The 22,767-nt window shown below is 59.4% G+C and carries 17 protein-coding genes and 2 pseudogenes; 10 read left to right on the forward strand and 9 right to left on the reverse strand.

The window, feature by feature from the left end; translation table 11 throughout:
* Positions 1-391: 391 nt before the first annotated feature.
* Entirely contained in the window at positions 392-1,564 is a 1,173-nt protein-coding gene (locus tag NKJ55_RS27450) for an IS110 family RNA-guided transposase (RefSeq protein ID WP_352452605.1), read from the reverse strand.
* 356 nt (positions 1,565-1,920) lie between these two features.
* Here NKJ55_RS27450 and NKJ55_RS27455 point away from each other — a divergent pair.
* Positions 1,921-2,118 (forward strand): annotated as a pseudogene (locus tag NKJ55_RS27455) (ArdC-like ssDNA-binding domain-containing protein); the annotation flags it as partial.
* Between the two features lie 392 nt (positions 2,119-2,510).
* Here the strand turns inward: NKJ55_RS27455 and NKJ55_RS27460 are convergent.
* A complete protein-coding gene (locus NKJ55_RS27460) occupies positions 2,511-3,191 on the reverse strand; it encodes an OmpW/AlkL family protein (RefSeq protein WP_352452643.1) in 681 nt (226 codons plus the stop codon).
* A 1,200-nt stretch (positions 3,192-4,391) separates the two neighbouring features.
* Between NKJ55_RS27460 and NKJ55_RS27465 the strand changes: the two genes are divergently transcribed.
* The 5 genes from NKJ55_RS27465 (at position 4,392) to NKJ55_RS27485 (ending at position 9,717) form a co-directional block, all read left to right on the forward strand.
* Positions 4,392-4,541, forward strand: coding sequence for a hypothetical protein (locus NKJ55_RS27465; RefSeq protein WP_502904516.1), 150 nt, complete (start codon positions 4,392-4,394; stop codon positions 4,539-4,541).
* A gap of 288 nt (positions 4,542-4,829) precedes the next feature.
* Entirely contained in the window at positions 4,830-6,092 is a 1,263-nt protein-coding gene (locus NKJ55_RS27470; protein ID WP_352452606.1) for a lysine N(6)-hydroxylase/L-ornithine N(5)-oxygenase family protein, read from the forward strand.
* Positions 6,089-6,553 carry an FAD-dependent oxidoreductase gene (locus NKJ55_RS27475; RefSeq protein ID WP_352452607.1) on the forward strand — a complete coding sequence of 155 codons (465 nt, stop codon included), beginning with the start codon at positions 6,089-6,091 and terminating at the stop codon, positions 6,551-6,553. Before NKJ55_RS27470 ends, NKJ55_RS27475 begins: the two co-directional genes overlap by 4 nt.
* 45 nt (positions 6,554-6,598) lie before the next feature.
* Positions 6,599-7,378: a phytanoyl-CoA dioxygenase family protein gene (locus NKJ55_RS27480; protein WP_352452608.1), complete on the forward strand. Its 780-nt coding sequence runs from the start codon at positions 6,599-6,601 to the stop codon at positions 7,376-7,378.
* A gap of 305 nt (positions 7,379-7,683) precedes the next feature.
* On the forward strand, positions 7,684-9,717 hold the full coding sequence (locus NKJ55_RS27485) for a class I tRNA ligase family protein (RefSeq protein ID WP_352452609.1): 2,034 nt from the start codon (positions 7,684-7,686) through the stop codon (positions 9,715-9,717).
* Positions 9,718-10,461: 744 nt separating this feature from the next.
* Here the strand turns inward: NKJ55_RS27485 and NKJ55_RS27490 are convergent.
* The 3 genes and pseudogenes from NKJ55_RS27490 to NKJ55_RS27500 all read right to left on the reverse strand — a co-directional run bounded on the left by NKJ55_RS27490 (position 10,462) and on the right by NKJ55_RS27500 (position 15,057).
* A pseudogene (locus tag NKJ55_RS27490) lies at positions 10,462-11,917 on the reverse strand (NAD-dependent succinate-semialdehyde dehydrogenase).
* 509 nt (positions 11,918-12,426) lie between these two features.
* Positions 12,427-13,845, reverse strand: a complete 1,419-nt coding sequence (locus NKJ55_RS27495; RefSeq protein ID WP_352452610.1) for a M16 family metallopeptidase — start codon at positions 13,843-13,845, stop codon at positions 12,427-12,429.
* Between the two features lie 957 nt (positions 13,846-14,802).
* Complete coding sequence (locus NKJ55_RS27500; protein WP_352452611.1) at positions 14,803-15,057, reverse strand: hypothetical protein; 255 nt, start codon at positions 15,055-15,057, stop codon at positions 14,803-14,805.
* Positions 15,058-15,399: 342 nt separating this feature from the next.
* On the opposite strand from NKJ55_RS27500, the gene NKJ55_RS27505 reads away from it, so the two are divergent.
* Positions 15,400-15,612: a cold-shock protein gene (locus NKJ55_RS27505; RefSeq protein ID WP_023679670.1), complete on the forward strand. Its 213-nt coding sequence runs from the start codon at positions 15,400-15,402 to the stop codon at positions 15,610-15,612.
* 227 nt (positions 15,613-15,839) lie between these two features.
* Here NKJ55_RS27505 and NKJ55_RS27510 read toward each other — a convergent pair whose 3' ends face one another.
* On the reverse strand, positions 15,840-16,310 hold the full coding sequence (locus NKJ55_RS27510) for a Ros/MucR family transcriptional regulator (RefSeq protein WP_352452644.1): 471 nt from the start codon (positions 16,308-16,310) through the stop codon (positions 15,840-15,842).
* 560 nt (positions 16,311-16,870) lie between these two features.
* On the opposite strand from NKJ55_RS27510, the gene NKJ55_RS27515 reads away from it, so the two are divergent.
* Both NKJ55_RS27515 and NKJ55_RS27520 read left to right on the forward strand, forming a co-directional pair.
* Positions 16,871-17,173: a DUF982 domain-containing protein gene (locus tag NKJ55_RS27515; RefSeq protein ID WP_352452612.1), complete on the forward strand. Its 303-nt coding sequence runs from the start codon at positions 16,871-16,873 to the stop codon at positions 17,171-17,173.
* 800 nt (positions 17,174-17,973) lie between these two features.
* Entirely contained in the window at positions 17,974-19,029 is a 1,056-nt protein-coding gene (locus tag NKJ55_RS27520) for a cytochrome-c peroxidase (RefSeq protein WP_023679673.1), read from the forward strand.
* Between the two features lie 277 nt (positions 19,030-19,306).
* On the opposite strand, the gene NKJ55_RS27525 is transcribed toward NKJ55_RS27520, so the two are convergent.
* Positions 19,307-19,828: a helix-turn-helix domain-containing protein gene (locus tag NKJ55_RS27525; RefSeq protein WP_051406236.1), complete on the reverse strand. Its 522-nt coding sequence runs from the start codon at positions 19,826-19,828 to the stop codon at positions 19,307-19,309.
* A 558-nt stretch (positions 19,829-20,386) separates the two neighbouring features.
* Entirely contained in the window at positions 20,387-20,590 is a 204-nt protein-coding gene (locus tag NKJ55_RS27530; RefSeq protein ID WP_352452613.1) for a phenylalanine--tRNA ligase beta subunit-related protein, read from the reverse strand.
* A 20-nt stretch (positions 20,591-20,610) separates the two neighbouring features.
* On the opposite strand from NKJ55_RS27530, the gene NKJ55_RS27535 reads away from it, so the two are divergent.
* Positions 20,611-21,237: a hypothetical protein gene (locus tag NKJ55_RS27535; protein WP_352452646.1), complete on the forward strand. Its 627-nt coding sequence runs from the start codon at positions 20,611-20,613 to the stop codon at positions 21,235-21,237.
* Here NKJ55_RS27535 and pdxR read toward each other — a convergent pair.
* On the reverse strand, positions 21,234-22,730 hold the full coding sequence (pdxR, locus tag NKJ55_RS27540; protein ID WP_502904517.1) for a MocR-like pyridoxine biosynthesis transcription factor PdxR: 1,497 nt from the start codon (positions 22,728-22,730) through the stop codon (positions 21,234-21,236). The two genes, NKJ55_RS27535 and pdxR, sit on opposite strands and share 4 nt — an antisense overlap.
* Between the last annotated feature and the right edge of the window lie 37 nt (positions 22,731-22,767).

Raw genomic sequence — 22,767 nt, forward strand, 5'->3', positions numbered from 1 at the left:
GTCGTCAAGGCTGTCTTCGCATATCAACCTCGATGCGTTGTGATCCAAGGTCCGAGCCTGTCGTCTTGGCGCGGTGACAACACCGGTCCAAACTCACATACGGTCGCTCACATGGGGACTTTGTCGTCAAGGCTGTCTTCGCATATCAACCTCGATGCGTTGTGATCCAAGGTCCGAGCCTGTCGTCTTGGCGCGGTGACAACACCGATCCAAACTCACATACGGTCGCTGCACAGTGGCAGCTGCACCAACATCCCGCTTTCGTCGGTAAGGCTCAGGGGAACGCGACCAATCTTCCGGGCGGCATTTTGGGCCAAGTAGGGTGGGAGGTTCGTTCGCCCCGGATCGGCCGGGAGCGATCAATCCCGGCGGATGGAAGAAAGTACTTTGATCATGCCGGCTTCATGACAGCGCCCTCAATGACAGCACCATGATGAACATACTTCCACAGCGCAATCAGAAGTTTTCTCGCCAGCGCAATGATGGCCGGCTTGCGGCGCCTGCCACCGTCGAGCGCGACCCGCTCCTGGAACCATTGTGCCAAAGCCGATCGCGGTTGATGCAAGAGCCAGAACCACGACAATTGCACCATCACCGTCCTCAGCCTCGGATTGCCCGCCTTCGATACGCCCTGTTCCCGGCTGATCGATCCGCTTTGCCATGGTGTCGGTGTCAGACCGGCATAGGAGGCAAGCTGCCTTCGGTTCGCGAACTCGCGATACAGTCCCTCGGACCAAAGCACCTCGGCAAAGTCCGCTCCCACGCCGCGCAGTTGCTTGAGCATCGACATTCCATTGGCGACTTTTGAAGGCTCGCATTCTTTGCGAGCCGCTTCGTCGCGCGCTGCCTCCACGTCCTTGATTTGCCGAAGCACGAGCTCGATCCGGTCCAGTGCACGGACAATCTCCGCTTTGAGATTCGGCGGTAGTTCACGACCGTCTCCGGTCCTGAGTTCTTCCAGTCTAGTGCGCCGGTCCCGCTTCAGCGGCTCAAATCCAATGATGCCCTGTGAGAACAAGAGCCCTTTGACCCGGTTCACAATCTTGATCCGCTCCGCGATGAGAGCGCGTCGCTCACGGCTGTTGCGCTTTCGGTCCTCTTGCTCGGGCGATGGCGGAACGACCATGGCGCAGACCCGCGGCTCGCCGCGCTTGTAGGCAAGCAGGGCGCGAAGGAGGGTCTCTCCGTCCAGCTTGTCTGTCTTCGCCCGGCGTTTCCTGCGTGACGTGGCTATGGATGCCGCATCAACAACATGGCTTTCGATGCCATCACGCTCAAGGATCCGATGTATCCAGAAGCCGTCCAGGCCAGCCTCCTGGACTGCGATCACCGGCACGTCACGGCCCGTTCTGCGCCGAACTGTCGCCTTCAGCTGGCGGACAAGGTCGAACAATCCGGCCGTATCGCCTGCCTTGACGATGCGCTTTGACATCTTCTCTCCGTTGCACGGCAACAAACTTGTCACCAACCAGGTCGAGCGACTGAGTTCCAGGGACAGGAAGATAGCGCCGAGTGTCGTATGGACGGCATCGGTTTCAATCTCAGTCGCGTTTTCAGCCTTCATGTGTTCTGTCCCTTCAAGTTGTTCATGAGCAATGTGCCGGTCAAAGCGAGTTGATCACAGCTGCGGTCATCGCTTCGCGATGTGGTTTTGGTTGTTGCCTGCCCCCGCTCGCGGGGTGGGCGACGCTCCTTTCTAGGCCCGCTGCGGCAGGCCGCAATGTTCGCTCCGCTCACATCCTCCACTCCGTTCCGGCCCTTCGGGTGCAGCCTGCCTCGTTCAGCGAGCCAAGCCAGTCGCGTTCTGCCGCCCACCCCACTCACGGGGCAGGCACGCGAGATCGGGATCGAGCGCTGCCTCCACCACCCATGGGATCTTCCGGGGAAAGGCGCGGCGATTGGCGAGCGGAGGATGAGACGATGCATGCAAACAGCAAGCGTTCCGCCAGCACAGAGGCTGGCGCAGGCAAGGGCAGGCGCCCCGGCGCCAGCCTTTATCAGGAGATCACAGACCGCATCATTGCCGAGCTGGAGCGCGGCACCGTGCCATGGGTCAAGCCATGGGGCAGCGCAAGGGCAGGCCTTGGCCTGCCGAGGAATGCATCCTCTGGGCGCCAGCCACCGCTCCTGCAGCAAAAGAACAGCAGCTGTCGCAGCATGGCTGAACATGGCATCTTGTCGGCGTCGAGGAACTCCGTGCTCTCCTTACGCAGGCGCATAGCTCTGACATGACGTCCGGGAGACTGATGCTGGGCAAAGACCCTAACTTTGGCATTCCATCAACAATACCCAATAGCCATCCTGGTCCGAAGCGCATCTAAGCACCTCCATTTCAGGCGTTCGTCGAGCCCGCATTGACCACGGGGTACCCTTCTTGGTTCGCTGGAGGAGGGCGGCCGCCCCTCGACAACCGCTTCTTCAGTTGTCGCCCGTTCACGGCCGACGGAAAAAGGGCGCACAAGGCGCCCTTCATTTCGATCGGCTATCAGCAGGTGCCTTCGCTTTCGTTATCAGAAGCGGTAGGTGACACCTGCGCCTATCAACCAGGGATCGAGCTCCGCCTTCCCCGTCAGCTTCGCGCCGTCGACCGTGACGTCGAAGTCTGGCTTGAGGAAAACCTTCTTCACGTCGAGGTTGACGCCCCAGTGCTGATCCACCATGTAGTCGAACCCGACCTGCAGCGCGGTGCCGAACGTGTTCTTAACATGGAGAGCATCTGCACTGCCGACGTCCTGGTTATAAAAGATCGTGTAGTTCACGCCGGCGCCGACATACGGCTTGAATGCGCCGAAATCGGTAAAATGATACTGCAATGTGAGCGTGGGTGGCAGCAGCCAAACCTTGCCGACATTGCCCAGCCCGCCGATCGCTCCTTGGCCCGCGATATTCGCATAGGTGGTGCCGAGTATGAGCTCGGCGGCGATGCTGTCCGTGAAGAAATAGGAGATATCGAGTTCCGGCGTCACGGTGTTCGAATACGAAAGATCGGAGCCGGGCACTGCATTGACGTAGCCCGAATCCTCAGTGACGACCCCCAACGCACGCAGGCGGATCTGCCAAGGGCTTGGCGCTTCCGTGACCGAGGCTCCCGCCTGCGGGACGCTCGCCGCTTGCGCAAGGTCCGCCGCGACGGCCTGCTGTCCCATCACAATGACGATAACGGCCGCTGTTACTCCCCGCGCCGCACGCATTTGGTTTCTCGCCATGGTATTCTCTCCTTGCTCTTCAGAAATGTGGACTGAATTACGAAAAATCTTGCTCGAATTGGCTTGATATTGGCGGAGCGCTCATGCCCAGTTTGCTTCGCGGCTGCGACCGCAGGTTCGGCGCGCATGATCATGGGATGATTTCTCCTTTTTCCGTGCCGCAGCGCGTTTTGCGGACTGCGCTGCAGGTGTCGTGCCAAATAAGAAAATCATTTCACAACAATGATATGGCTCTGATTGCGGTGTGTCTCACGTCCGACTTTGTCGGAGACCCGACAACGAGTGCAGCCGTGACCGCCTGATAGAACCTCCTGTGCGAGTTCGGTGGGCACTGCGGAATAAGCAGTGAAGCTCACCGCGAAACTGGCCGAGCTTCGGACCGACATCGGCGACGGGGCGATCGACGACCACTACGTCGCCGGTGTCGGGCGCGGCACAGCCTGAGGACTCCGCGGCGGCGATCATCGAATAACTGCGTTTACGATGGCTCCATCCTGGCCCACCGGTGGGCGCGCAAAAGACTGCTTTGCGGCCTCATCCCTCCGCCTGAATTGAGTCGCAGGGACCGAATGGCGCACGTGCTTTTGGAACCGGCAGCGTGGTCATAATGCAATTGTCTTCCGGCTATCTTTACAGAGATTCGGCAATCCAGTTGGTGAAGGGTGAAGGTCCCATATCGCGCAATCATTGATGCGCTTAGGACTGGGCATGCGCCCATCCGCAACCATCTGATCAAGAGCATCGATCCGACACCAACATAGAGAATTGCTTCCCCATGAGAGAGGATTGCGTCACTCTTCATGATCGCGGCCTACGAGGATGTCGGGATCGAGCCAGTGCAACGGCACGATAGGGCGAAGGATCTGGCAGCTCTTGCAACTGCCGACCTCGATGGGAGAGGCACATCGCGATCTGTCCGGCAGAGACATAAGGTTCTGCACTGTCCGTTCATGAAGACGTCGTGCTGGTCTCCATAAGAGAAGTATTCTGGTGCAGAAAGTGCCCGATTAGCTATTCGGAAAAAGGCGACATCGACGTGCAAATCGGGCGCCGCCGTGAGGCGTCCCCCTCAATGTCGGATTTCGGACAGGATCGTAAATCCGCCAACCCATTGTTTAATAAAATTTCCTTCTCTGGCACGGCCCATGCATTGGGTTCTGCGAACGCATCAGCGAGACGTCCTCCATGATCATGCCCACCGAAAATGCCGTCGCCGCAGTGAAAACCGCGCTCTCGCCTGCCATCAAGCCGCCGAAAGGCCGGCGCGTCATGGTCGAGGCGGGCGATTGCGCCGGCTTCAAACACCTTAATGGGCCTGGAAAGCTCCTCGCGTGACGGCGACGCGGGCATCCAGACGGGCGGAAAGGACATACGTCATTGCCCCACGTCGCCGGCATGACCCGTCGATTGTCACCGCGCTGGAATGCTCGGGTCTACATTCGACGACCCGAACGCGCTGGACAAATTCTCGCAAACCCGGTCGGGACCGGGGCTCGAAACGTCCGCGAGGGGGCCCAATGGCTATGGCCGATATTCGCCGCGAACAAGCCGCCTAATGGGAAGACTCTATAGGAGGAAGCAGTGGAGTTATCTTGCGTTGGGGTCGGTGCTGGGCCGTCTAATTTGAGCCTTGCGTGTCAGATACACGAGCAAGTTGGACAAGGGGCACTGTTCCTGGATCGGCAGGTCGACTTCCGCTGGCATCCAGGCATCGCATTCGATTCCTCGGAGCTCCAGGTCAGCCACTTCAAGGATCTGGTCACACTGGTGAATCCGCGATCAGCCTACACTTTCGTAAACTTCCTGCACGAGAACGGGCGTTTGTACCACTTCCTGAACGCACAGTTCGAGGCTGTGTTCAGAGCTGAATTTGAGCAGTACCTGAACTGGGCCTTCCACAGGAACCCACTTGTCCATGGCGGCGAGACCGCGCACGAAATCCGCTTTGACGGCGCGTTTCGGGTGCGGACCGATAACGCGGTTCTCGGCGCCAGAAACGTCGTGGTTGGCATTGGCAAGCAGGCGCAAATCCCGCCTCAGTTTCAGGGCTGGACTGGACGCAACCTTTTCCACTCATCTGTTTTACTGCACATCCATCCTGAGGTGCGGAGAAAGCATGTCTGCGTGGTTGGCGGAGGCCAGTCGGGAGCCGAGGTGATGTTGCACCTTGTCGGCCTGCCGAAAGAACGGCGGCCTGCCTCGATCACTTGGGTCTCGCAGCGCGAAAACTATCTGCCTCTAGACAACAGCCCGTTCACAAACGAGTTGTTCATGCCCTGCTTTTCGGATCGTTTCGCGGCGATGAGCGAATCGCAGCGTAAGCTGCTCCTGCGGCGTTTCGTGCTTGCCTCGGACGGCATTTCGGAAAGCACATTGCGCGCAATCTATCAGGCGCTGTACCGCCACGCATTTTTCGAACCAAACCGATGCGACATCACACTGCGGCCGGGCTGCACCGTCTCGCACTGCATCAACGCCGGCGCGGGTCACAGGCTGACCCTGCAGCACGGCATGGTCAAGGTCGAAGAAGTCACGGCTGACATCGTCATACTGGCCACCGGTTACGAGAACGCGGTGCCAGACTTCTTGGAACCCATCGCGCACCGGCTGGAGCAGATCGACAATGAATTAGCTATTCGCGAGGATTTTTCGGTGAGCTGGGACGGACCGCGTGACAGACGCATCTTCGTACAAAACGCGAGCCTCGGGCAGCGCGGCCTGGCCGATCCGAACCTAAGCCTGCTGGCCTGGCGCGCGCGCCGCATCCTCGATAGCCTTCTTGGGCGCGCGCCATGCGCGAACCTCGAGCATCCGGGCTTCATCAGCCATACCTCGATCGAGAGCTGGCCCGACCCCGTAGCCGAAGAAATGGGCAGCGGGATATGACTCGTAGACTTTTGATCATCGGCGGTGGCATCCTAGGAATGATGTCCGCCTCCGCTGCGGCGAAGGCCGGAGGTTTCTCTGAAATCATCGTGACCGAACAAGCCTTTGGACCAAGCGGCGCATCGCATTATTCTGGGGGCGTGCATTTCCCCTACGGCTGTCAAGACCGTACCAGGTCGCTCACTCGAAAGAGCGCCGTGGTCTTGGCGGCCATGGCTGGGTCGGCGGTGAGCGGATGGTGCCGGCCTTTAGCGATGCGTGTCGTGGCTGAACCGGGTGAAGCGATTGATCCGGCCCAGTTTACGGAACCCCTGGACCCGGCTGAGCCTGACATAGGCAGTCTCGCGCCGAGGTTCTGCGGACAATATCCGCCGGAGCGGAACGCACTTAGCATCGCCGTCCCACATGACGTGAGTCCGTCTCCGTGGACCCGCAACTTGACCAGCGCCCGACTGCCCTAATTGGGATGTCCGACCAACCAGTCTTTCCAACAGGAGGCTTTTCGCATGTTGGCTGATGCACAAAGAGAAAAGTGGCAGAAAGACGGATACGTCAGGCTCGAAAGGTTCTTCGCTCCAGCGGCTCAGGAAGATATCTCTACTTTTGTCGAAGATATGTCACGCTGGGATGTCAGCGATGATAAATGGCTCATGTGGTTCGAGAAGACGACGGACAATCGAAAGATCATCTCCAAGATCGAGAATTTTCTCGACTTCCATGATCCATTGCGTCGTTTGCTCTTAGAAGATCAGCGCATAAAGTCAGCGGTCGAGGATTTGCTTGGCGAAGATTCGCGCAGGCTCAAGGAGTTGCTGATCTTCCACTACCCCGACAGCGGCGGCTATCTCCCGCATCAAGACATTTATCACATTCCACACAAACTCCCCGACCGGATGGTCCATGCGGTGGTTGCCATAGGCATCGACGACTCCGACCCGGAAAACGGCGGGCTTTTCTTCAGCCCCGGCAACCACAAGAAGGGGGTGTTTCCCATGGATGCCGGTGGGGTGATCGATCCTCAAGTCGCCGAAATGTTCTCCTGGGAATCCGTAGTATGGAAGGCTGGCGACATCTTCATCTTCGACGATTATGCACCGCACTACTCACGACCGAACAAAAGCAATCGTTCGCGGCGGACACTCTATTTGGTGTTCCAGCGTGCTTCAACCGGTGGACCGACCCGCGCTGAATATAACGTGCTTAAGCGCGCCCTTAACCCGCCCGAGGGCAAAGTGGCCGATCTCGACAAACTCAAGCCCCCAAATGGCATTTTCTATCGCGATTGAGCTTACGCAGCCAGGCGGAAGCATGCACACGAAACTGATCGACCGCTCAAAAATGCGCGGAGAGTATGGCGTTCTGATTTGCGGGCTCGCGGAGCATCGACCGCAGCCCGTTACGACGCTTCGGCACGTGGATTGTGGAAGTGGTCGCAGGGCGGTCTTCTATGACGCCTACAGCCCGACTGGCGCCCCCATCGTCGCCCGCCTGGCGGCCCAGAGCCGCATTATTCTGGCCGGGGCCGCCAACGGGTTGGGCTGCCGCTTCTCTGCGCAACTTGCACAAGAGGCTGTTGCGTTGGCATCGGGAGATGCCACTGTTTCAACTGCTTAGGTTTGTCATGCGGAAATCTACGCTTTCTCGAACGACGCTGTCCCGGGCGTTCGGTATCAACATGGCCACGCTTGGAACGGGAAGCGCCGGCACGGGGTTTTCGTTCGGTAGGGTGGCACCGGGCGTTACATCCGAGCCCCATCGGCACGACGAAATCGAGGCCTTCGTGATCCTCTCAGGATCGGGCAAGGTCAGGACCGACCTTGGGGAAATCTCGGTCGAGGCGGGCGATGTCGTTCTGTTCCACCCTTTTGAAGCCCATGTGCTGCGCAACGACGGAAACGAAGACCTAGATTTCGTCGATGTCTACTGGCGAGACGGCGAGGCCGCCCTTGATGCCGCTGCAAAGACCACGGCTCCACGCGGGCCGATCTTCGTCTTCTCCACGCCGCCAACGCCAAATGGCGATCTGCATCTGGGGCATCTTTCTGGCCCCTATTTCGGCGCCGACGTCTATACTCGTTTCCTGCGCATGAAAGGAGTCGAAGCCTATCACCTCACTGGAAGCGATGACAACCAGAGCTACGTCACGACACGCGCCGATGCCGATCAATCGACGCCTACGAACGTGGCGCGCTACTACGCCGACGAGATTCGCGCCACGCTTGCACTTCTCGATTGTGAAGTCCACAGCTTCCAACCCACAATGGGCGATGACGGTTACGGCGAGTTTCAAGCCGCGTGTTTCCGCAGCCTTCTGAGCAGCACGGCGGTAGATCTGCACCAGAGCCCCGCGCTTTTCGATGCTGTGACAGGCCACTATCTTTACGAGCCGGATGTTAGCGGCCTCTGCCCCGATTGCGGCGGCTCCGCCGGTGGCAACATCTGCGAGGAATGCGGCGCCCCAAACCTTTGCCACGACTTGGGTGCAGCCCGGTCGCGGCAGTCTGCCGAGGCGCCCCTGGTCGGCTCCGTCCGCCGCCCGGAACTTGCCTTGGACCGATGCTACGACAATATCGACCGGCATCTAAGGGCGTCGGGCGTCCCGCTACGGATCTTGGATCTCTTCGCGCGCCTACGCCGACGCGGCAACTTTTCAGTGCCCATTACCCACCCCTCGGATTGGGGCCTGCCGGCCGAAGGGTTCCCGGGGCAAGTGATCTGGGTCTGGCCGGAAATGGCCTTCGGTTTTCTTTACAACATCCAGGCGCTCGGCCGCTTGCTGGGTCGCGACTGGAAGGCGGAGATGCCCGGCAACGACTGGCAGATTGTCCATTTCTTCGGCTTCGACAATTCGTTCTACCACGCGCTACTCTACCCCGCTCTTTACGCCGAGGTCTTCTCCCACTGGACGCCACGCATCCACTATCACGTCAACGAGTTCTACCTGCTCGACGGCAAGAAGTTCTCAACCAGCTGCCGCCATGCGGTCTGGGGCAAGGAGGTTCTGAGCCCAGAGACAGTCGACGTCGTGCGCCTCCATTTGGGCCTGACACGCCCGGAAGGTGAGCGGACGGATTTCACGCTGGACGCGCTGCGCCGCACCGAGAACGAGGTATTCCAAGGGATTTGGCTGAACTGGCTTGATGCGTTGAACCAGGAAATCAAGCAGGATTTTGCCGGCCGTGTACCCGATGCAGGCGACTGGAGCCCGGTCGACCGCGCCTTCTTTGCTCGCATAGAGATCTATCGCGCCGCGATGGAGCGCACCTATTCGGACGAAGGCTTCTCGGTCCGGCGCGCGGCCGCTCAGGTCTGCGATTTCGTGCGCGATTGCGTGATCTACCGTCGGGCGCAAGACTATGCGGCGGCGCGACGTTTCTATCCCGCCCGCAATCGGACTTCGCTAGCCCTTCAGACGACGGCCGCTGCGATCCTGGCACCGACACTCGCTCCGCTGATGCCCCGATTCGCCAGAACGCTGGCGCGAGGCATCGATGGCGTCTCAACCGAAACATGGCCCCGGTCCGTCCAGCGCCTTGCGCCCGGGACGCGCTTTGATCTCGGACCCGTGTTGGTGTTCTACGCCAAATCCGGCAATCCTCATCTCGATGAGGAGGAAGCACTATGAGCCCAAAGGTGCACCAGTGAGCTATCCCAATCTCGACCAGATCTGCGCGGCAATCAAAGCCGATGATGCCAAGTATCTTTACTCGCTGTCACTGGCGACCGAACCCGCTATCAGACGGTAGAGACCAGATTGGCGGACCTGAACCAACGCATCGTCGACACCCTGGCCCGCGCCTTCGACGACCGCTCGGCCGATCGCTTCCCAGCCCTTGCTGTTTCGTTCCGCAAATGCCGTGTGGGCTCGACTGCGCTGACCAACCTCTTCGGCATCGCGGGATTTCCGTCCTCCAGCCGGTCAAGACTGTCATGCGGTTCGAGGCGCTTGGTCAACCTGGCGCGCCCTGGATCGTGCGCCGATCACCGGAAATGTCGAATGCGAATGCCTGCCTGATGGTATCTTCGATTCTGTCCGAGCCTGTACTGGCGCGGCAGTCGGCCGAAGAACAACTGAGCTACTGACAATCGGAAGGTAGCAGGTTCAAAATTCTGCCCCAAAAACCGGATATTGCGCGATCGCGATGGTGCACAAGACGTATCCTCCGTCACATGCACGCGGTCTTCGCCGACAATGCAGACGGCTTGTCTCGTCGAGAGATAAGTCCAGCCAGGGTGCTCCTTCAGGATTGCGTGTTTGCTCGGGTACGGAGCCGCCCCTCAGTTCCCAATCGAGGAGCGATCCTACAATTCACATATTTGGAGATCGCTCGCTGGGTTACCCGGTCTGTGAACCCTGCAAGCCGAAAATTCAGATGCCGCCCATGCAGAGATATTTCATTTCGAGGTAGTCCTCGAGGCCATGGCGGGATCCCTCCCGCCCGATGCCGGACTGTTTTATCCCACCGAACGGCGCCGCTTCTGAAGACATCCGGCCGGTATTTACCCCGACCATTCCATATTCCAAGGCCTCGGCCACACGCCAGACACGCTTCAGGTTGGACGCATAAAAGTAGGCCGCGAGGCCGTAGATCGTGTCGTTGGCCTCACGCACGACCTGATCCGCATCTTTGAAGCGAATAATCGGTGCCAGCGGCCCGAATGTCTCTTCTTGCGCGACGGTCATCTCGCTGGAGACACCGGTCAGGACTGTCGGTTGGAAAAACGTGCCATTCGTGCCGATGCGTTTGCCCCCGCATCGAATTGTGCCGCCTTTGGCGACGGCATCGGCAATATGGGATTCGATCTTGGCCAAAGCGTGCTTGTCGATGAGCGGTCCGATGTCCACTCCGGGAGCGAAACCGTCACCAACTTGAAGTTGGCGAGCCCGTTGCACGAATTTCTCGATGAACTCGTCGTGAACGCCCGACTGGACGTAAAGGCGGTTCGCCGAAACGCAGGTCTGGCCGGCATTGCGGAACTTCGCCTGGATCGCACCGTCAACCGCGGCATCGATATCGGCATCATCGAAGACGATGAAAGGTGCATTGCCGCCGAGCTCAAGGCTGACTTTTTTGATCTGGTCCGAGCACTGGCGCATGAGAAGGCGCCCGATCTCAGTCGACCCGGTGAAGCTGATCTTGCGGACCTTGGGATTGGTACAAAGTTCGCGGCCGACCGCGTCACCTTCGGACGCATAGATCAGGTTGACGACGCCTTCGGGAAAGCCAGCCTGATGGGCGAGGGCGAACATTGCTCCCGCCACGAGGGGCGTCTGTTCAGCGGGCTTGAGGACGATCGTGCAGCCCGCCGCCAGGGCTGGCGAGATTTTGCGCGCCACCATCGAGGCCGGGAAATTCCATGGCGTTATCGTGCCAACAACTCCGATGGGCTGCTTGATTACCAGCATTCGGCGCTCCATCGATGGTGCGGAGATCGTCTCGCCATAGACGCGATTGGCCTCCTCGGCGTACCATTGCAGATAGGCCGCAGCATGCGATATCTCCGACTTGGCTTCGGCAAGCGGCTTGCCCATCTCCGCCGTCAAAATCGCGGCGAGATCGTCGGCGTGGTCGATGATCAACTGATGCCATCGCCATAGAACGTCGCTGCGCTCACGTGCGGTCAACCCTGCCCATCCAGGCTGCGCGATAGGCCTTGTCGATCGCAGCGCATGTCTCCTCGACACCCATGTCGGGTAGTTCTGCCAGCACTTCGCCAGTCGACGGGTTGAGGACCTCGAATGTCCGCTCGCTAATCCGCGTGCCAAGTGCCGGCAGGCGATCAATGAGTCCAAACAGGTCGGGGGATCTCAGGTGACGGATCATCGGCAGGCACAAGGGCAATACCGGATTCCTCCTCAACGCAGCAGGTATATCTAGCAGGTGCGGTGTGTACTCCGCGACGTCCGGGTTCCTTATACGGCCTCGGCCAGACAGCTGGTAGACCACGGTACCCAACTGGAAAGGGAGAATACCTGAATACGCTAGAAGATGCCTCGCGATTCTACTAGTCGAACGATTGAACAACGGACATCGGCTTCGCCAGCCGCGCCGAGTGGATGCTGGTGGCCTGCGCCTACAATCTGCGGACCACGAATCGGCGACTCTATCCACTCGAAGAGAGGCTGGCCTGAGGAGGAGCGCACCCCAATAATGACGCCTCAACCGGCAAATGCCTGGCAAGGCCCGCGAAAACCGCTCCTCGCGGCTTTAAACAGATCCCGTTTACCGGGCGAGCGCCCGCAAGATGAGAAAGAGGATGGAGAGGAACAGGGTGGCGAAGGCGCGCCGAGGGAAGACCGGCCGGCGCATTTGCATGGGGATGGAGCTCATGATCAATTCCCCGCCTGTTGCTGCGGCAAAAGATAGCCTGTGGTCGAATGGTCGAGCACCAGATAACGCGCGGCGACCGCCTTGACCTCGTCAATGGTGACCTTGCGGACGCGGTCCGGCCTCTCGAGCACGTCCTTCACATTGCCACCGGTGGTGAGCGTCTTGCCATAAATGTTGGCGATGTGGTCCAGCTCGTCGTGCGCAAAAATCACCGAGCGGATATAGCGGTCTTTGGCCATGTCCAGCTCGTCGCTGGTGACGCCATCCTTGGCGATCCGGGCGACTTCGGCAACGGCCGCCGCTTCGAGATCGACGAGCTTTGCATCGCCGCGCGGCGAGCCGGAGATAGTGAAATTGGTGTCGTCTAGCATGGTGCCCTGGAAGGAGGCGCCGGCCGCCGAGGCTATGCCTTGCTTGACGACAAGCTCCTGATATAGCCGGCTGCGGTTACCGCCGCCGAGGATCTCGGCCAGCAGGTCGAGCGCCTCGGCCTCGCCGGGCTCTGCCGTATGATAGGACGGCACCACCCATTGAGTGGAAAAGCTCGGCACCGAAACGCGCGCATCGGTCAGCGTCACTGTGCGCCTGGTGTTCTGCTCCGGCTCGACCGGGCGGTTGCGCGGGGGCAGGTCCGGCCCGCGCACAACCTTGCCATAGGTCTTCTCGGCCAGCGCCTTCACCGTCTCCGGCTCTACGTCCCCGGCCACCACCAGCACGGCGTTGTTCGGTCGGTAGTATTTGTTGTAGATGGTGAATGCGTCGGTTTTCAGCTTCTCCATCTCCTGCATCCAGCCGATGACCGGAATGCGGTAGGGCTGGTTCTGCCGCAACGTCGCGTTGACCTCCTCGTCCAGCAGAGCCTGCGGGTTCGTCTCTCTGCGCCAACGGCGCTCCTCCAGGATCACGTCGCGCTCGGTCTTGATATCATCGTCGTTGAGGATGAGGTTGAACATGCGATCGGCCTCGAAGCCCATCATCTCACCCAACGCCGAGGGCGCCACCGTCTCGACGAAGGTGGTGTAGTCATAGGCGGTGAAGGCGTTGTTGTAGCCGCCGATGGCTGAGACGGCTCGGTCGAACTCGCCGGCGGCGTGGTTGGTCGTTGCCTTGAACATCAGATGCTTGAGGATATGGGCAAGGCCTGATTTGCCGGGTGGCTCGTCGGCGCTGCCGATCTTGTACCAGACCATATGAGTGACGATCGGCGCGCGGTGATCGGGGATGACGACCACTTCCATGCCGTTGTCGAGCAGGAAATCCGTCACCTTGCCGCCGGCGGTGGCGGCCAGAGCCGGAGCGGTCGTCACCAGGGCCAGCGCGGTGGCAATGAACGCGTTGCGCAGCCAGGCGGACGATCGATGGCTCCGGTTGTGGTGGCTGGTCGAAAGGCAAGGTTCGAGGCAAAGTGATTTGTTCCTCATTTTGATGAAGGCGCTGCGTCCCCGTCTCCCCCCGTGGGAGGATCGGCGGGCAGCGCCGAGGCAGATGAATAAGCTCTTCAGGGTGCCAGGCCTTACTCGAGCCTCATCTTTGGATGCACTCAGGAGACCTGCGGCGGTATTTCTTGGTGAGGTGATCATGGGACGGATTCTCCTTGGTCCGCGACGCCTTGCGGATGACCAAGCATGCACCGTGCCAGATCAGAAACCGTTCGAGGCATGTGGACAAACCAGGCTCTGCCATGCTGCGCATCCGACATTGTCGGACATCGGACAGGGCCGAACGCGACGCGCGCGCGGCTGAGGATCTTCTTCGTTCGGAAGACGATTGGGCGCGCTGCCGGGGGAGGGGTATAGGATGCGCTTCGAATGGCCGCTGCACTGACGGTGAGAATGGAGATGTTGGTCGCCCCAGCGGAACCCTGTTCTCGACAGCCAGACCGGGTCGATGCTGAACGGCAGAGGCGTGAGCAGCGTAGCGAACTCGAGCGCGGGGCCTGCTCGCGCGCGAAGACGGATCTGATCAAAGATCGGCGAGTTGGGCGATATCCGCGAGGCGCTGGAAAACGAAGATCGTAGGACTCGGGCGGGAAAAAACAATGCGGTTGCGCGCTTCTGGCGTAATGCGCCTGCCGCGAGGCCGTTGAGCCTGATGAGTTGCTGCGGGAAAGGGGAGTGTTTGCGCGGGACCTTGGTCAAACGTAAGAAACAACCGTCGAGCTCGCCCTGGATGGGGCATGCAGGCACGTTTGTCGCTGGAGGACAGCAGCACGGAAGCTGTCCGCGCTTGCCGTCGTCGCTGGGTACCAAACAGGAGAATTTGCGGTCGCGATCGAATTCATCTGCGTAAATACCGCCTGGCTGTGCTCGGTTTGCCGGCGAACAGATTTTGCCTTCTTTGCGGCTGCAAACGCATCGCTGGCGGCGTGGTCCCTTAGGTCAAGAGCATCGGGTGAGTAACAGCCTGATCCTGCTCAATCTGATACGCGCCAACCGCCTCGCCGGATTGTGGAACCGCTCGCGGGTAGCTTCTACCACAAACAGCAAGGTCATGAAATCAAGTAGGAAGTCGTCGATCGCTTGGGCGATTGTTTCTGACTTGCCCTTGAACTGGTCCAGCAAAACGCGCGCGTTATCGATCGCTTCCACGCTGGTGGCATCGATTAACCCCTCGACCCTCTTGAAACAATCCAATTCGAAACTCCTTCAAGCGCTTGCCAAGCCGTTATGCACGAAGTAGCTCCGTGAACTACCCGGCCTTCGACCTGGCGGCACGAGCAGCGGTCGGCCTTACGTCCCGTGCCTCCAAGCACCAGCCATAGACGTGGCGCTGAGGAGCGTTGGAAGGATCGGGCGCTTCCGGCCATGCTCGAGCGGTAGTGTAGGACACTGCTTGGCGACTACGGCCAAAATGGAGTGCGCCAGCTGATTGGGGCTTAACAATTTTTCGCTTTTTGCTGCGCCCAAGTCTCGGCTATGAGTCGGGCAGGCCTAATGGCCTGCCCAACGTTGCAATTGTTAAGGAGGAACACGTATATGCCTACTGGAACGGTAAAGTGGTTCAACAGCACCAAGGGGTTTGGATTTATCCAGCCCGACAATGGCGGTCCGGATGTTTTCGTCCACATTTCCGCTGTCGAACGCGCGGGCCTCTCGACCCTCGCTGACGGCCAGAAGATCAACTATGAGATCGAGCAGGATCGCCGCACCGGCAAATCCTCCGCTGGCAGCCTCAGCAAAGCTGGTTGAAATTTTCTCCTGCGTCTTGGCAAGAGTGGGCGCGTAGGTCCGGAGGTCCTCACGGCCGCTCGATAGGAGCGAGCAAAAACTGAGGGCAGCAGATTGCTGCAGGCGTCGCGAATTCCTCATGAAACAAAGTTGTTTGAAAGGAAGGCGGGGTTGGCCCCGCCTTTTTATACGACGCGCAGATTAAGCCGATGGCTCCAACGCTCCAGAACGAATCTCGATTGCCGAAATCAAGCCGCGACCTTCTTGCGGGTTCGCTTCGTCGGGGCCGGCTCCGGCGCTTCCGGCGCTTTCGGTTTGCGGCCGAGCCCCATTGTCTTGGCCAATGACGAGCGCGCCGCGGCGTAGTTCGGCGCGACCATGGGATAATCCGCCGACAGGCCCCATTTGGCCCGATATCCATCCGGCGTCAGCCCATAGTGGGTCGACAGATGGCGCTTTAGCGATTTGAATTTCTTCCCGTCCTCAAGGGAGATGATGTAGTCCGGTGTCACCGACTTCCTGATCGGGACTGCAGGCGTAAGGGCAACCGGCTCTTTTGCAGAGACACCTTCCGCCGTCCCTTTCAGAGCCGCGTGCACTTGGCCGATGAGGGCAGGGAGATCCCCCACCGGGATCGGATTGTTGGAGACATAGGCTGAGACGACATCGGCCGTGAGCTCGATGAGGGTGTTGATGTTTTTTTCGGCTTCTTCTGTCATGAAACTCTCCAGGCGGCGTGAAACACAGTCGGCGAAGCGTCGCTTCATAGTGGCGGTCTCCGCTGAAAGCAACCAAGGTCTCGACAGGATTATTGCGATGCTCGTCCAGCGAGATCTATGGCGCAGTATCGCGCCGTCATGTCCGTTGATGCGTTCCGTTGTTGGCGACCTGCCGCGGTGCTTGCGCATTTTCAGGCGCGTCTCGGCCGTAAGCTTTGCGCCAAAATGACCAGTAATCTCGAAACGAAACGGGGTATTCCTATTTCGCCATTCTCTTTTTGGCTGTGAAATCGATGGCAGAGCAGTGGCCGCTTCCTGGTGGCGCGTGGAGGAACTATCAAGCGTTGATTCGCAATGGTCGAAACGATCTAGATTCATCCGGTGAGCCGCTCTTGCAGCAGGATGTTAGGGATTGACCCGCTGGCAAACCGAGGACATCAAGCCGCTGCTTTGCTATTGAACCGCTATCGCTGTGACAACACATTCCGCAATGGTGGGCGGGTGTAGAGGAGGCGCCTGTTCACGCAAAACTAGCGGTTTCAGCAGGTCGGGAGGAACGAATGAGCTCAGGGACTTTCAGCAGCCCACTTTTCGTAAGGCGTGCAGCGCACATCGTGCAAGAGATTGCCAGTCCTGCGGATGCTATCGATTTCCTCAACGAATGGCCAGAAGATCGCAGAGACCGGATCTACGAAGCCGCCCTCAGGGCGTGCTTTGATGCATACAACGGACGAAAACCTGCGAGCGCAGCGCGCAAGGCTGTTTTCCGCTTTGCGAAACAGGTCGCCATATTGGAAGATGCAACCTCGGCGATGCAATGGCTCGCTGCCTGCATGTCGGGCAGTGGAAAAGCGCAAGTATAGGCGCCGCAGTCGTGTGTGAGGCTGGAGCGGGTACGCCGACGAGGTTATTGTGTCGAGATTTCGCCGGCATCTGGAGCGTAGTGTAGCGAACAAACAATATTTTGCGGCGCTATGGCGATGTTAATCATCTTGTTGTATTTGTAAATCAGCTTCTCGCGATAGGATTGCAACGCCTCCGGTGTGAAAATCACTGCGTGGGACTTGGTTCTCAAATTCATGATGGTAAATTACCGTGTAATGATTGCAAAGCAGTTGTCCCATCGAAGCAAGATGATAAACGAAGCCAAAATTGTGCTCCGTCGTCTGCCAATATTCGCTCTATGGAGGCCTACAAGCTAATTAAAACAGCTACTCGGGCGCCTCTGAAATTCGTGTAATTCTGCTCACCCCAAACGGCCCTCTACAGTCGAAATAAGATCGTCCCGCAAAGGTGCTACAAGACACTATCGCGGATCGATTTGGGCCAAGGTCGATCTGGCGAAGGCAGGCGGAAGTCGAGCAGGACCTGCTGCGGAACAGATAACCGGCCCCAAACCGAATCCGACACGGTGGCCCCGATTTCTTCATAGTTGAAGGCGCAGAGAGAACCGGAGCACGGCTCCGGCGCCGCCGCTTGCCGAGCAGCGATCCTCCGCCTCCCAAAATCCAATCGAGAAGAGCGTTCAATTCCGGGACGGTCCAAGCTCTGCCGCAAAAACAGGTGTCAGACCCCCGGTCCTCTCCCGCAACTGATCTAGCGCAGGGCGTTCATGAGCCGCATATCCCAGAGTGGCTGCGTGCACGACGCAGCGAGATCATTTATGAAAATCCTATTCAGTACGATGGCTGTCCCCTTGCTGACGGCCACCGCCTTTGCTGCGGATTCGATCCCCGCAGACCTCAGAGAAACGGCAATGGCCACTTTCAAGGCTTTGCCACCCACCACGCCGGCAGTCGCCAACAACCCGATCACCCCGGAAAAGATCGCTCTCGGCAAGGCACTGTTCTTCGATCCACGCGTCTCTGCGTCAGGCGTCTTGTCGTGCAACTCGTGCCACAACCTGGCCACCGGCGGCGACGACAATCACGAAACCTCGATCGGCCATGGTTGGCAGAAGGGACAGCGCAACGCGCCGACTGTACTGAACGCTGTCTTCAACATCGCCCAGTTCTGGGATGGTCGTGCCGAAGACCTGAAGGCTCAGGCGAAGGGACCGGTCCAAGCCGGGATCGAAATGGCCAATACACCGGGCCAAGTCATCACCACGCTCAAGTCCATGCCGCAATATGTCGAGTGGTTCGATGCAGCTTTTCCGGCTGAAGCCGATCGGGTCACCTTCGACAACCTCGCCAAGGCAATCGAAGCCTTCGAGGCGACACTGGTCACGCCGGCCCCCTTCGACAGTTTCCTGAATGGCGATGACGCCGCCATGACTTCCGAACAGAAACAGGGCCTGGCGCTTTTCATGGACAAAGGCTGCTCGTCCTGCCATGGCGGTATCAACGTTGGTGGGCAAGCCTATTACCCATTCGGCCTCGTGGAACAGCCCAGCGCCGAGGTCCTGCCGGAAAAAGACAAGGGCCGATTTGCGGTCACCAATGCAGCCGACGATTCCTATGTTTTCCGCGTGGCGCCGCTGCGCAACGTTGCACTCACCGCGCCATACTTTCATTCGGGCAAGGTTTGGGATCTGAAACAGGCCGTTGCCATCATGGGAACCACCCAGCTTGGCGTGGTACTGGCGGACGAAGAAGTCGACCTGCTTGTTGCCTTCCTCAACTCGCTGACCGGAAAGGCACCCGAGGTCGCCTATCCCATCTTACCCGCCGAAACGGCGACAACACCCCGGCCTATAACGCAGATCTTAGGAAAATAAACGGCCAGCTGACTGCGGAACATCGCAATTGACAATGATTGCGACTTTTACTGGACGAGACGAGTCGCGACGTCCATGAGAACGCAAATGGCTCGTTTCCAAAGTGCAGACACTGCTTCCGTCACCAGCTCGTTGCGATGGAATCATGTTTGGGATCTGGCGTGCGACATGCCAAGGAAGGCGTCTGACGCATGAGGCTCGCGCGCTGTCGATACCGCGCGGCGGCCGGCCATCGCGCTGGCGGCCGAATTGCCGCGCGCCGAAGTGATCGGCCCCCTTAGGGCGAAGGGGCAGCCACTCCGTCCTCCATGTCCAGCGATTCTTCGACTGCTTCCGGATTCCGGGCGATGGTCCAAAGGAGAGTATTCGCCGCTGCATCCGGTTTCGAGCGACCTTGCTCCCAGTTTCGAAGCGTTGCCAGATCGAGGCCATACCTCACGGAGAATGCCTCCTGAGAGAGCTTCGTGCGATCCCGGACTTCGCGAACACTTATCGGCCGCGGCGCATGAACCTTCGCGATCACGCCTGCGGACGACAGTTCATTCTTCAGTGCCAATAGGTCGTCGACGCAAGGAACCGTCACGAACGCCTTGCCGTGATCGACCATCTCCGTGAGTATCGCGTGGGCCGTCCTGAGCGGCAGCTGTCTCTTAACGAGAATCCGGGCGGCCTCAGGAGTATTCGCGCCGTGAAGAAAACTGAGGCTCAGCCGGACGGGAGAGCCTGACGACACCGGGACGACGTCCCGGGTTCGCACCCGTTGTCCGTACCGCTCCATGAATTTCGATGTAGTCGACATTAAGCTTCTCCGCGATCACTCGACCGAGCTTGCGCAATTTGGACCATCCCCACTGGAGGCATCGCGATAAAAGTACGCCAAACAACGCTAAGGGAGAACAAGCAGTGATCTGATTTCGTTCGACGCTCGTTTTCGAGAGCCGTTCTGGGTCGTTCGCAATCAACTGTGTAGGCCAGCGGAGCGAGCAAGGAGCGCCAGATCCGGACAGGGCTGAGTGGGGTGTTTCTCCGAAAGATGGGGCCATGCCCTAAGGGACACGAGATGTAGTGGACTCGTTGATCCGCGCGGTTTCGATTCGCGCACCCGGGCACAACGCTTGGATAAGTCCCATCAAATGCTCTCCGGTGCCCGTCATCTGTATAGCTGACATTGGGCCGAGGGCTTCCAGCACGAGCCACATGGCGCGGGTATCGACCGTGACCCATGGTGCGCCGCCCCTGCCGCCAGTTCCAGCGGCGGCACGTGACACCTCGCACCAGATGACTTCGCCCGGTTCGGGATGCTCGGTTACCATTTCACCTTGCTCGATCGTGTCGAATGGCTCCGCTCCCTTCGCAATTAAAAGTCTCGGGACCCCTGGTAGAGATCGAGATCTTCCCCGCCAATCGGAAGGCCATACAACACGCTGACGGCATTGTAGGCATCAACCAGTGGGGAAATCCGCGGAGAGAGCCATCTTTCCGCACCCGCTTGAGAAGCGCGGCGGCCGAGCACGGCGTTCGATTGGCCTTTGTGCCGAAAGCCTCGTAGGCAACGGCCCACGCCGCAAGATGCGCGTCCCTTTGGGCGTCATCGCGAAGCGCCGCCTGTTCCGCCGCCGCAATCGTGTCGTTCAACGCCTGTGCATCCGGCACGTCGATTTCAGCGTTCCGCACCACAATGCTGATCAGATGAAAATCCCGGTAGCGGGCCTTGATCTCGGGGCAATCAATGGCGTGAAAGACATGGGATGCTCTTTTCTCATGGGGAGGCTTTGCGCTGGGCGGGTGGTTCGGGAAATGTTTGAAGAAAGGTGCTTGTCGAGCGTCCAGATCTTCTGGCATCGGCATGGTGCATGCCGCACCATGCGCTGGATAATTCCATCATTCGGCCGTGGACAAGGCCTGGTAGAGATCGTCGATTATCTCTTGCGGGTGCTCGAGCCCGCCTCGGCCGGCAACAAGCTACGCCTCCGCCAGATCCTCCATTTCATAAAAGGCAGCGGGCGCGATATGGATGTGAAGCAGCTTTCCTTGCCGGTTATGCATCGCTCTCGGAAATTCGTCTCGCACGAAAATCTGCCGCCAAACTGGCCTGATCAACAGCACCAGTTGCATAGCGTTTTCCCAGTCCAGTTGACTTTGCAACGAAATGCGGTTCAGCCCAAGGGTCGGTTTCCTCGCCAGCACGCCACGTCCCCGCCGTTTTAGCCACCGTGTCCCGGCAACGCGTCTTGCACCTGCTTGATAACCGCTCGCAGGATCTCAACGCCCTTCTCGATTTGCCGAATGCTCAAGGCGGCATAGCCCATGACAAGCCCCACGCGATCGATGTGGCCTTCGTCCGATTGCCGCTCGTAGAGGGGCGAGATCAGGTGCAGCCCCAGGCCCGCGCCTCGGGCGGCTTCGACCAGGGTCGTTTCCCGCGATCGCGGCAGGTCTTTGAACCAAACGGCGACGTGCAGACCGGCCTCTGCTCCCTGGACAGCGATGCGATCTCCGAAGCTGCGCCGCAAGGCGCCCAACAACGTCCCCCGACGCTCGCCGTTCAGCCTGCGCACGCGCCGCACATGGCTTTCGTAGCCGCCACTCTCGATCAAAGAGGCCAGAGCCTCCTGTTCAGCCACCGGCGAATGCCGGTCCGCGAATTGTTTGGCGGTTGCGAAGACCTCCTGCAATTCCGGCGGGACGACGAGGTAGCCGATACGCAGCATCGGCGAGAGCGTTTTGGAGATCGTGCCGAGGTAGATGACAGCCCCGTGGTCCTCGAGACTGTGCAGCGGAGGGACCGGATTGATGTCGTAGCGATATTCGCTGTCGTAGTCGTCCTCGATCACATAGGCGTTGTTGTGCCGCGCCCATTCCAGAAGCTGATGGCGGCGCGCGATCGGCATGACGCCGCCCAGCGGAAACTGATGCGATGGCGTGACATAGGCCAGTCGCGCCCCGATCCCCGCCAGCAACTCCGTCTTCATCCCGTCCTCGTCGACGGTGACCGGGATGGGCAAGGCACCCGTACTGGCAAAGACCTGACGCGCCATCCTGTAGCACGGGTCCTCGATGACGAAGCGGTCGGCGCGATCAAGAAGCAGGCGAGCGCACAGATCGAGGCCCTGCTGCGAACCGTTGACGATGATGATCTGCTCGAGGTCGCAACTCAGCGTTCGGGCGCGCCAGAGATAGCCCTGGAGCGCCTGGCGCAGCCCACGCCAGCCGCGAGGATCGTCATAGGCAAGACGCAACGGGCGCTGCCCCATCGCCTCGTTCATCGCACGTTTCCAGACCAATGCGGGGAAGTCTGACGGCGCCAGGTCGCCATAGCGGAAATCGACCTTCAGTCCAGTCGGCAGATAATCCGGCCAGGGCGGCGTAACGCGCAGTCGTTCGCCATAGGCGGACAGATGAACCGGGCCGACTCGTTTCGCGACAGTGCGGCTCGTCTCAGGACCGATCAGCGAGGATGCAACGCGAGGTCGTGCGCCTTGACGGACTTCGATAAAACCTTCCGCGGTCAGTTGCTCATAGGCGACCGTCACCGTCGTTCGCGAAACCCCAAGGTCATTTGCCAGGCCGCGGGAGGACGGCAGCTGACTACCGGTTTCATAGACGCCGCCGAGGATTTGCTCGCGAAGAGCCTCGTAGATCTGGCGTGCACCCATCGCGTGCGAGCGACCTGCAGAACCGGCACTTGAAGACTGGACCATTTCATTCATTGCTAACTGGATATTTCACATTGGCCAG

Origin of the sequence: Mesorhizobium sp. M0106 (genome assembly GCF_040322715.1) — a bacterium.
Lineage (GTDB): Bacteria > Pseudomonadota > Alphaproteobacteria > Rhizobiales > Rhizobiaceae > Mesorhizobium.

Excerpts from the sequence above, each read along its gene's own strand:
- NKJ55_RS27450 (WP_352452605.1), bottom strand. The coding sequence starts at position 1,564 with ATGAAGGCTGAAAACGCGACTGAGATTGAAACCGATGCCGTCCATACG.
- NKJ55_RS27460 (WP_352452643.1), bottom strand. The coding sequence starts at position 3,191 with ATGCGTGCGGCGCGGGGAGTAACAGCGGCCGTTATCGTCATTGTGATG.
- NKJ55_RS27465 (WP_502904516.1), top strand. The coding sequence starts at position 4,392 with ATGATCATGCCCACCGAAAATGCCGTCGCCGCAGTGAAAACCGCGCTC.
- NKJ55_RS27475 (WP_352452607.1), top strand. The coding sequence starts at position 6,089 with ATGACTCGTAGACTTTTGATCATCGGCGGTGGCATCCTAGGAATGATG.
- NKJ55_RS27480 (WP_352452608.1), top strand. The coding sequence starts at position 6,599 with ATGTTGGCTGATGCACAAAGAGAAAAGTGGCAGAAAGACGGATACGTC.
- NKJ55_RS27485 (WP_352452609.1), top strand. The coding sequence starts at position 7,684 with ATGCCACTGTTTCAACTGCTTAGGTTTGTCATGCGGAAATCTACGCTT.
- NKJ55_RS27495 (WP_352452610.1), bottom strand. The coding sequence starts at position 13,845 with ATGAGGAACAAATCACTTTGCCTCGAACCTTGCCTTTCGACCAGCCAC.
- NKJ55_RS27505 (WP_023679670.1), top strand. The coding sequence starts at position 15,400 with ATGCCTACTGGAACGGTAAAGTGGTTCAACAGCACCAAGGGGTTTGGA.
- NKJ55_RS27510 (WP_352452644.1), bottom strand. The coding sequence starts at position 16,310 with ATGACAGAAGAAGCCGAAAAAAACATCAACACCCTCATCGAGCTCACG.
- NKJ55_RS27515 (WP_352452612.1), top strand. The coding sequence starts at position 16,871 with ATGAGCTCAGGGACTTTCAGCAGCCCACTTTTCGTAAGGCGTGCAGCG.
- NKJ55_RS27520 (WP_023679673.1), top strand. The coding sequence starts at position 17,974 with ATGAAAATCCTATTCAGTACGATGGCTGTCCCCTTGCTGACGGCCACC.
- NKJ55_RS27525 (WP_051406236.1), bottom strand. The coding sequence starts at position 19,828 with ATGTCGACTACATCGAAATTCATGGAGCGGTACGGACAACGGGTGCGA.
- pdxR (WP_502904517.1), bottom strand. The coding sequence starts at position 22,730 with ATGGTCCAGTCTTCAAGTGCCGGTTCTGCAGGTCGCTCGCACGCGATG.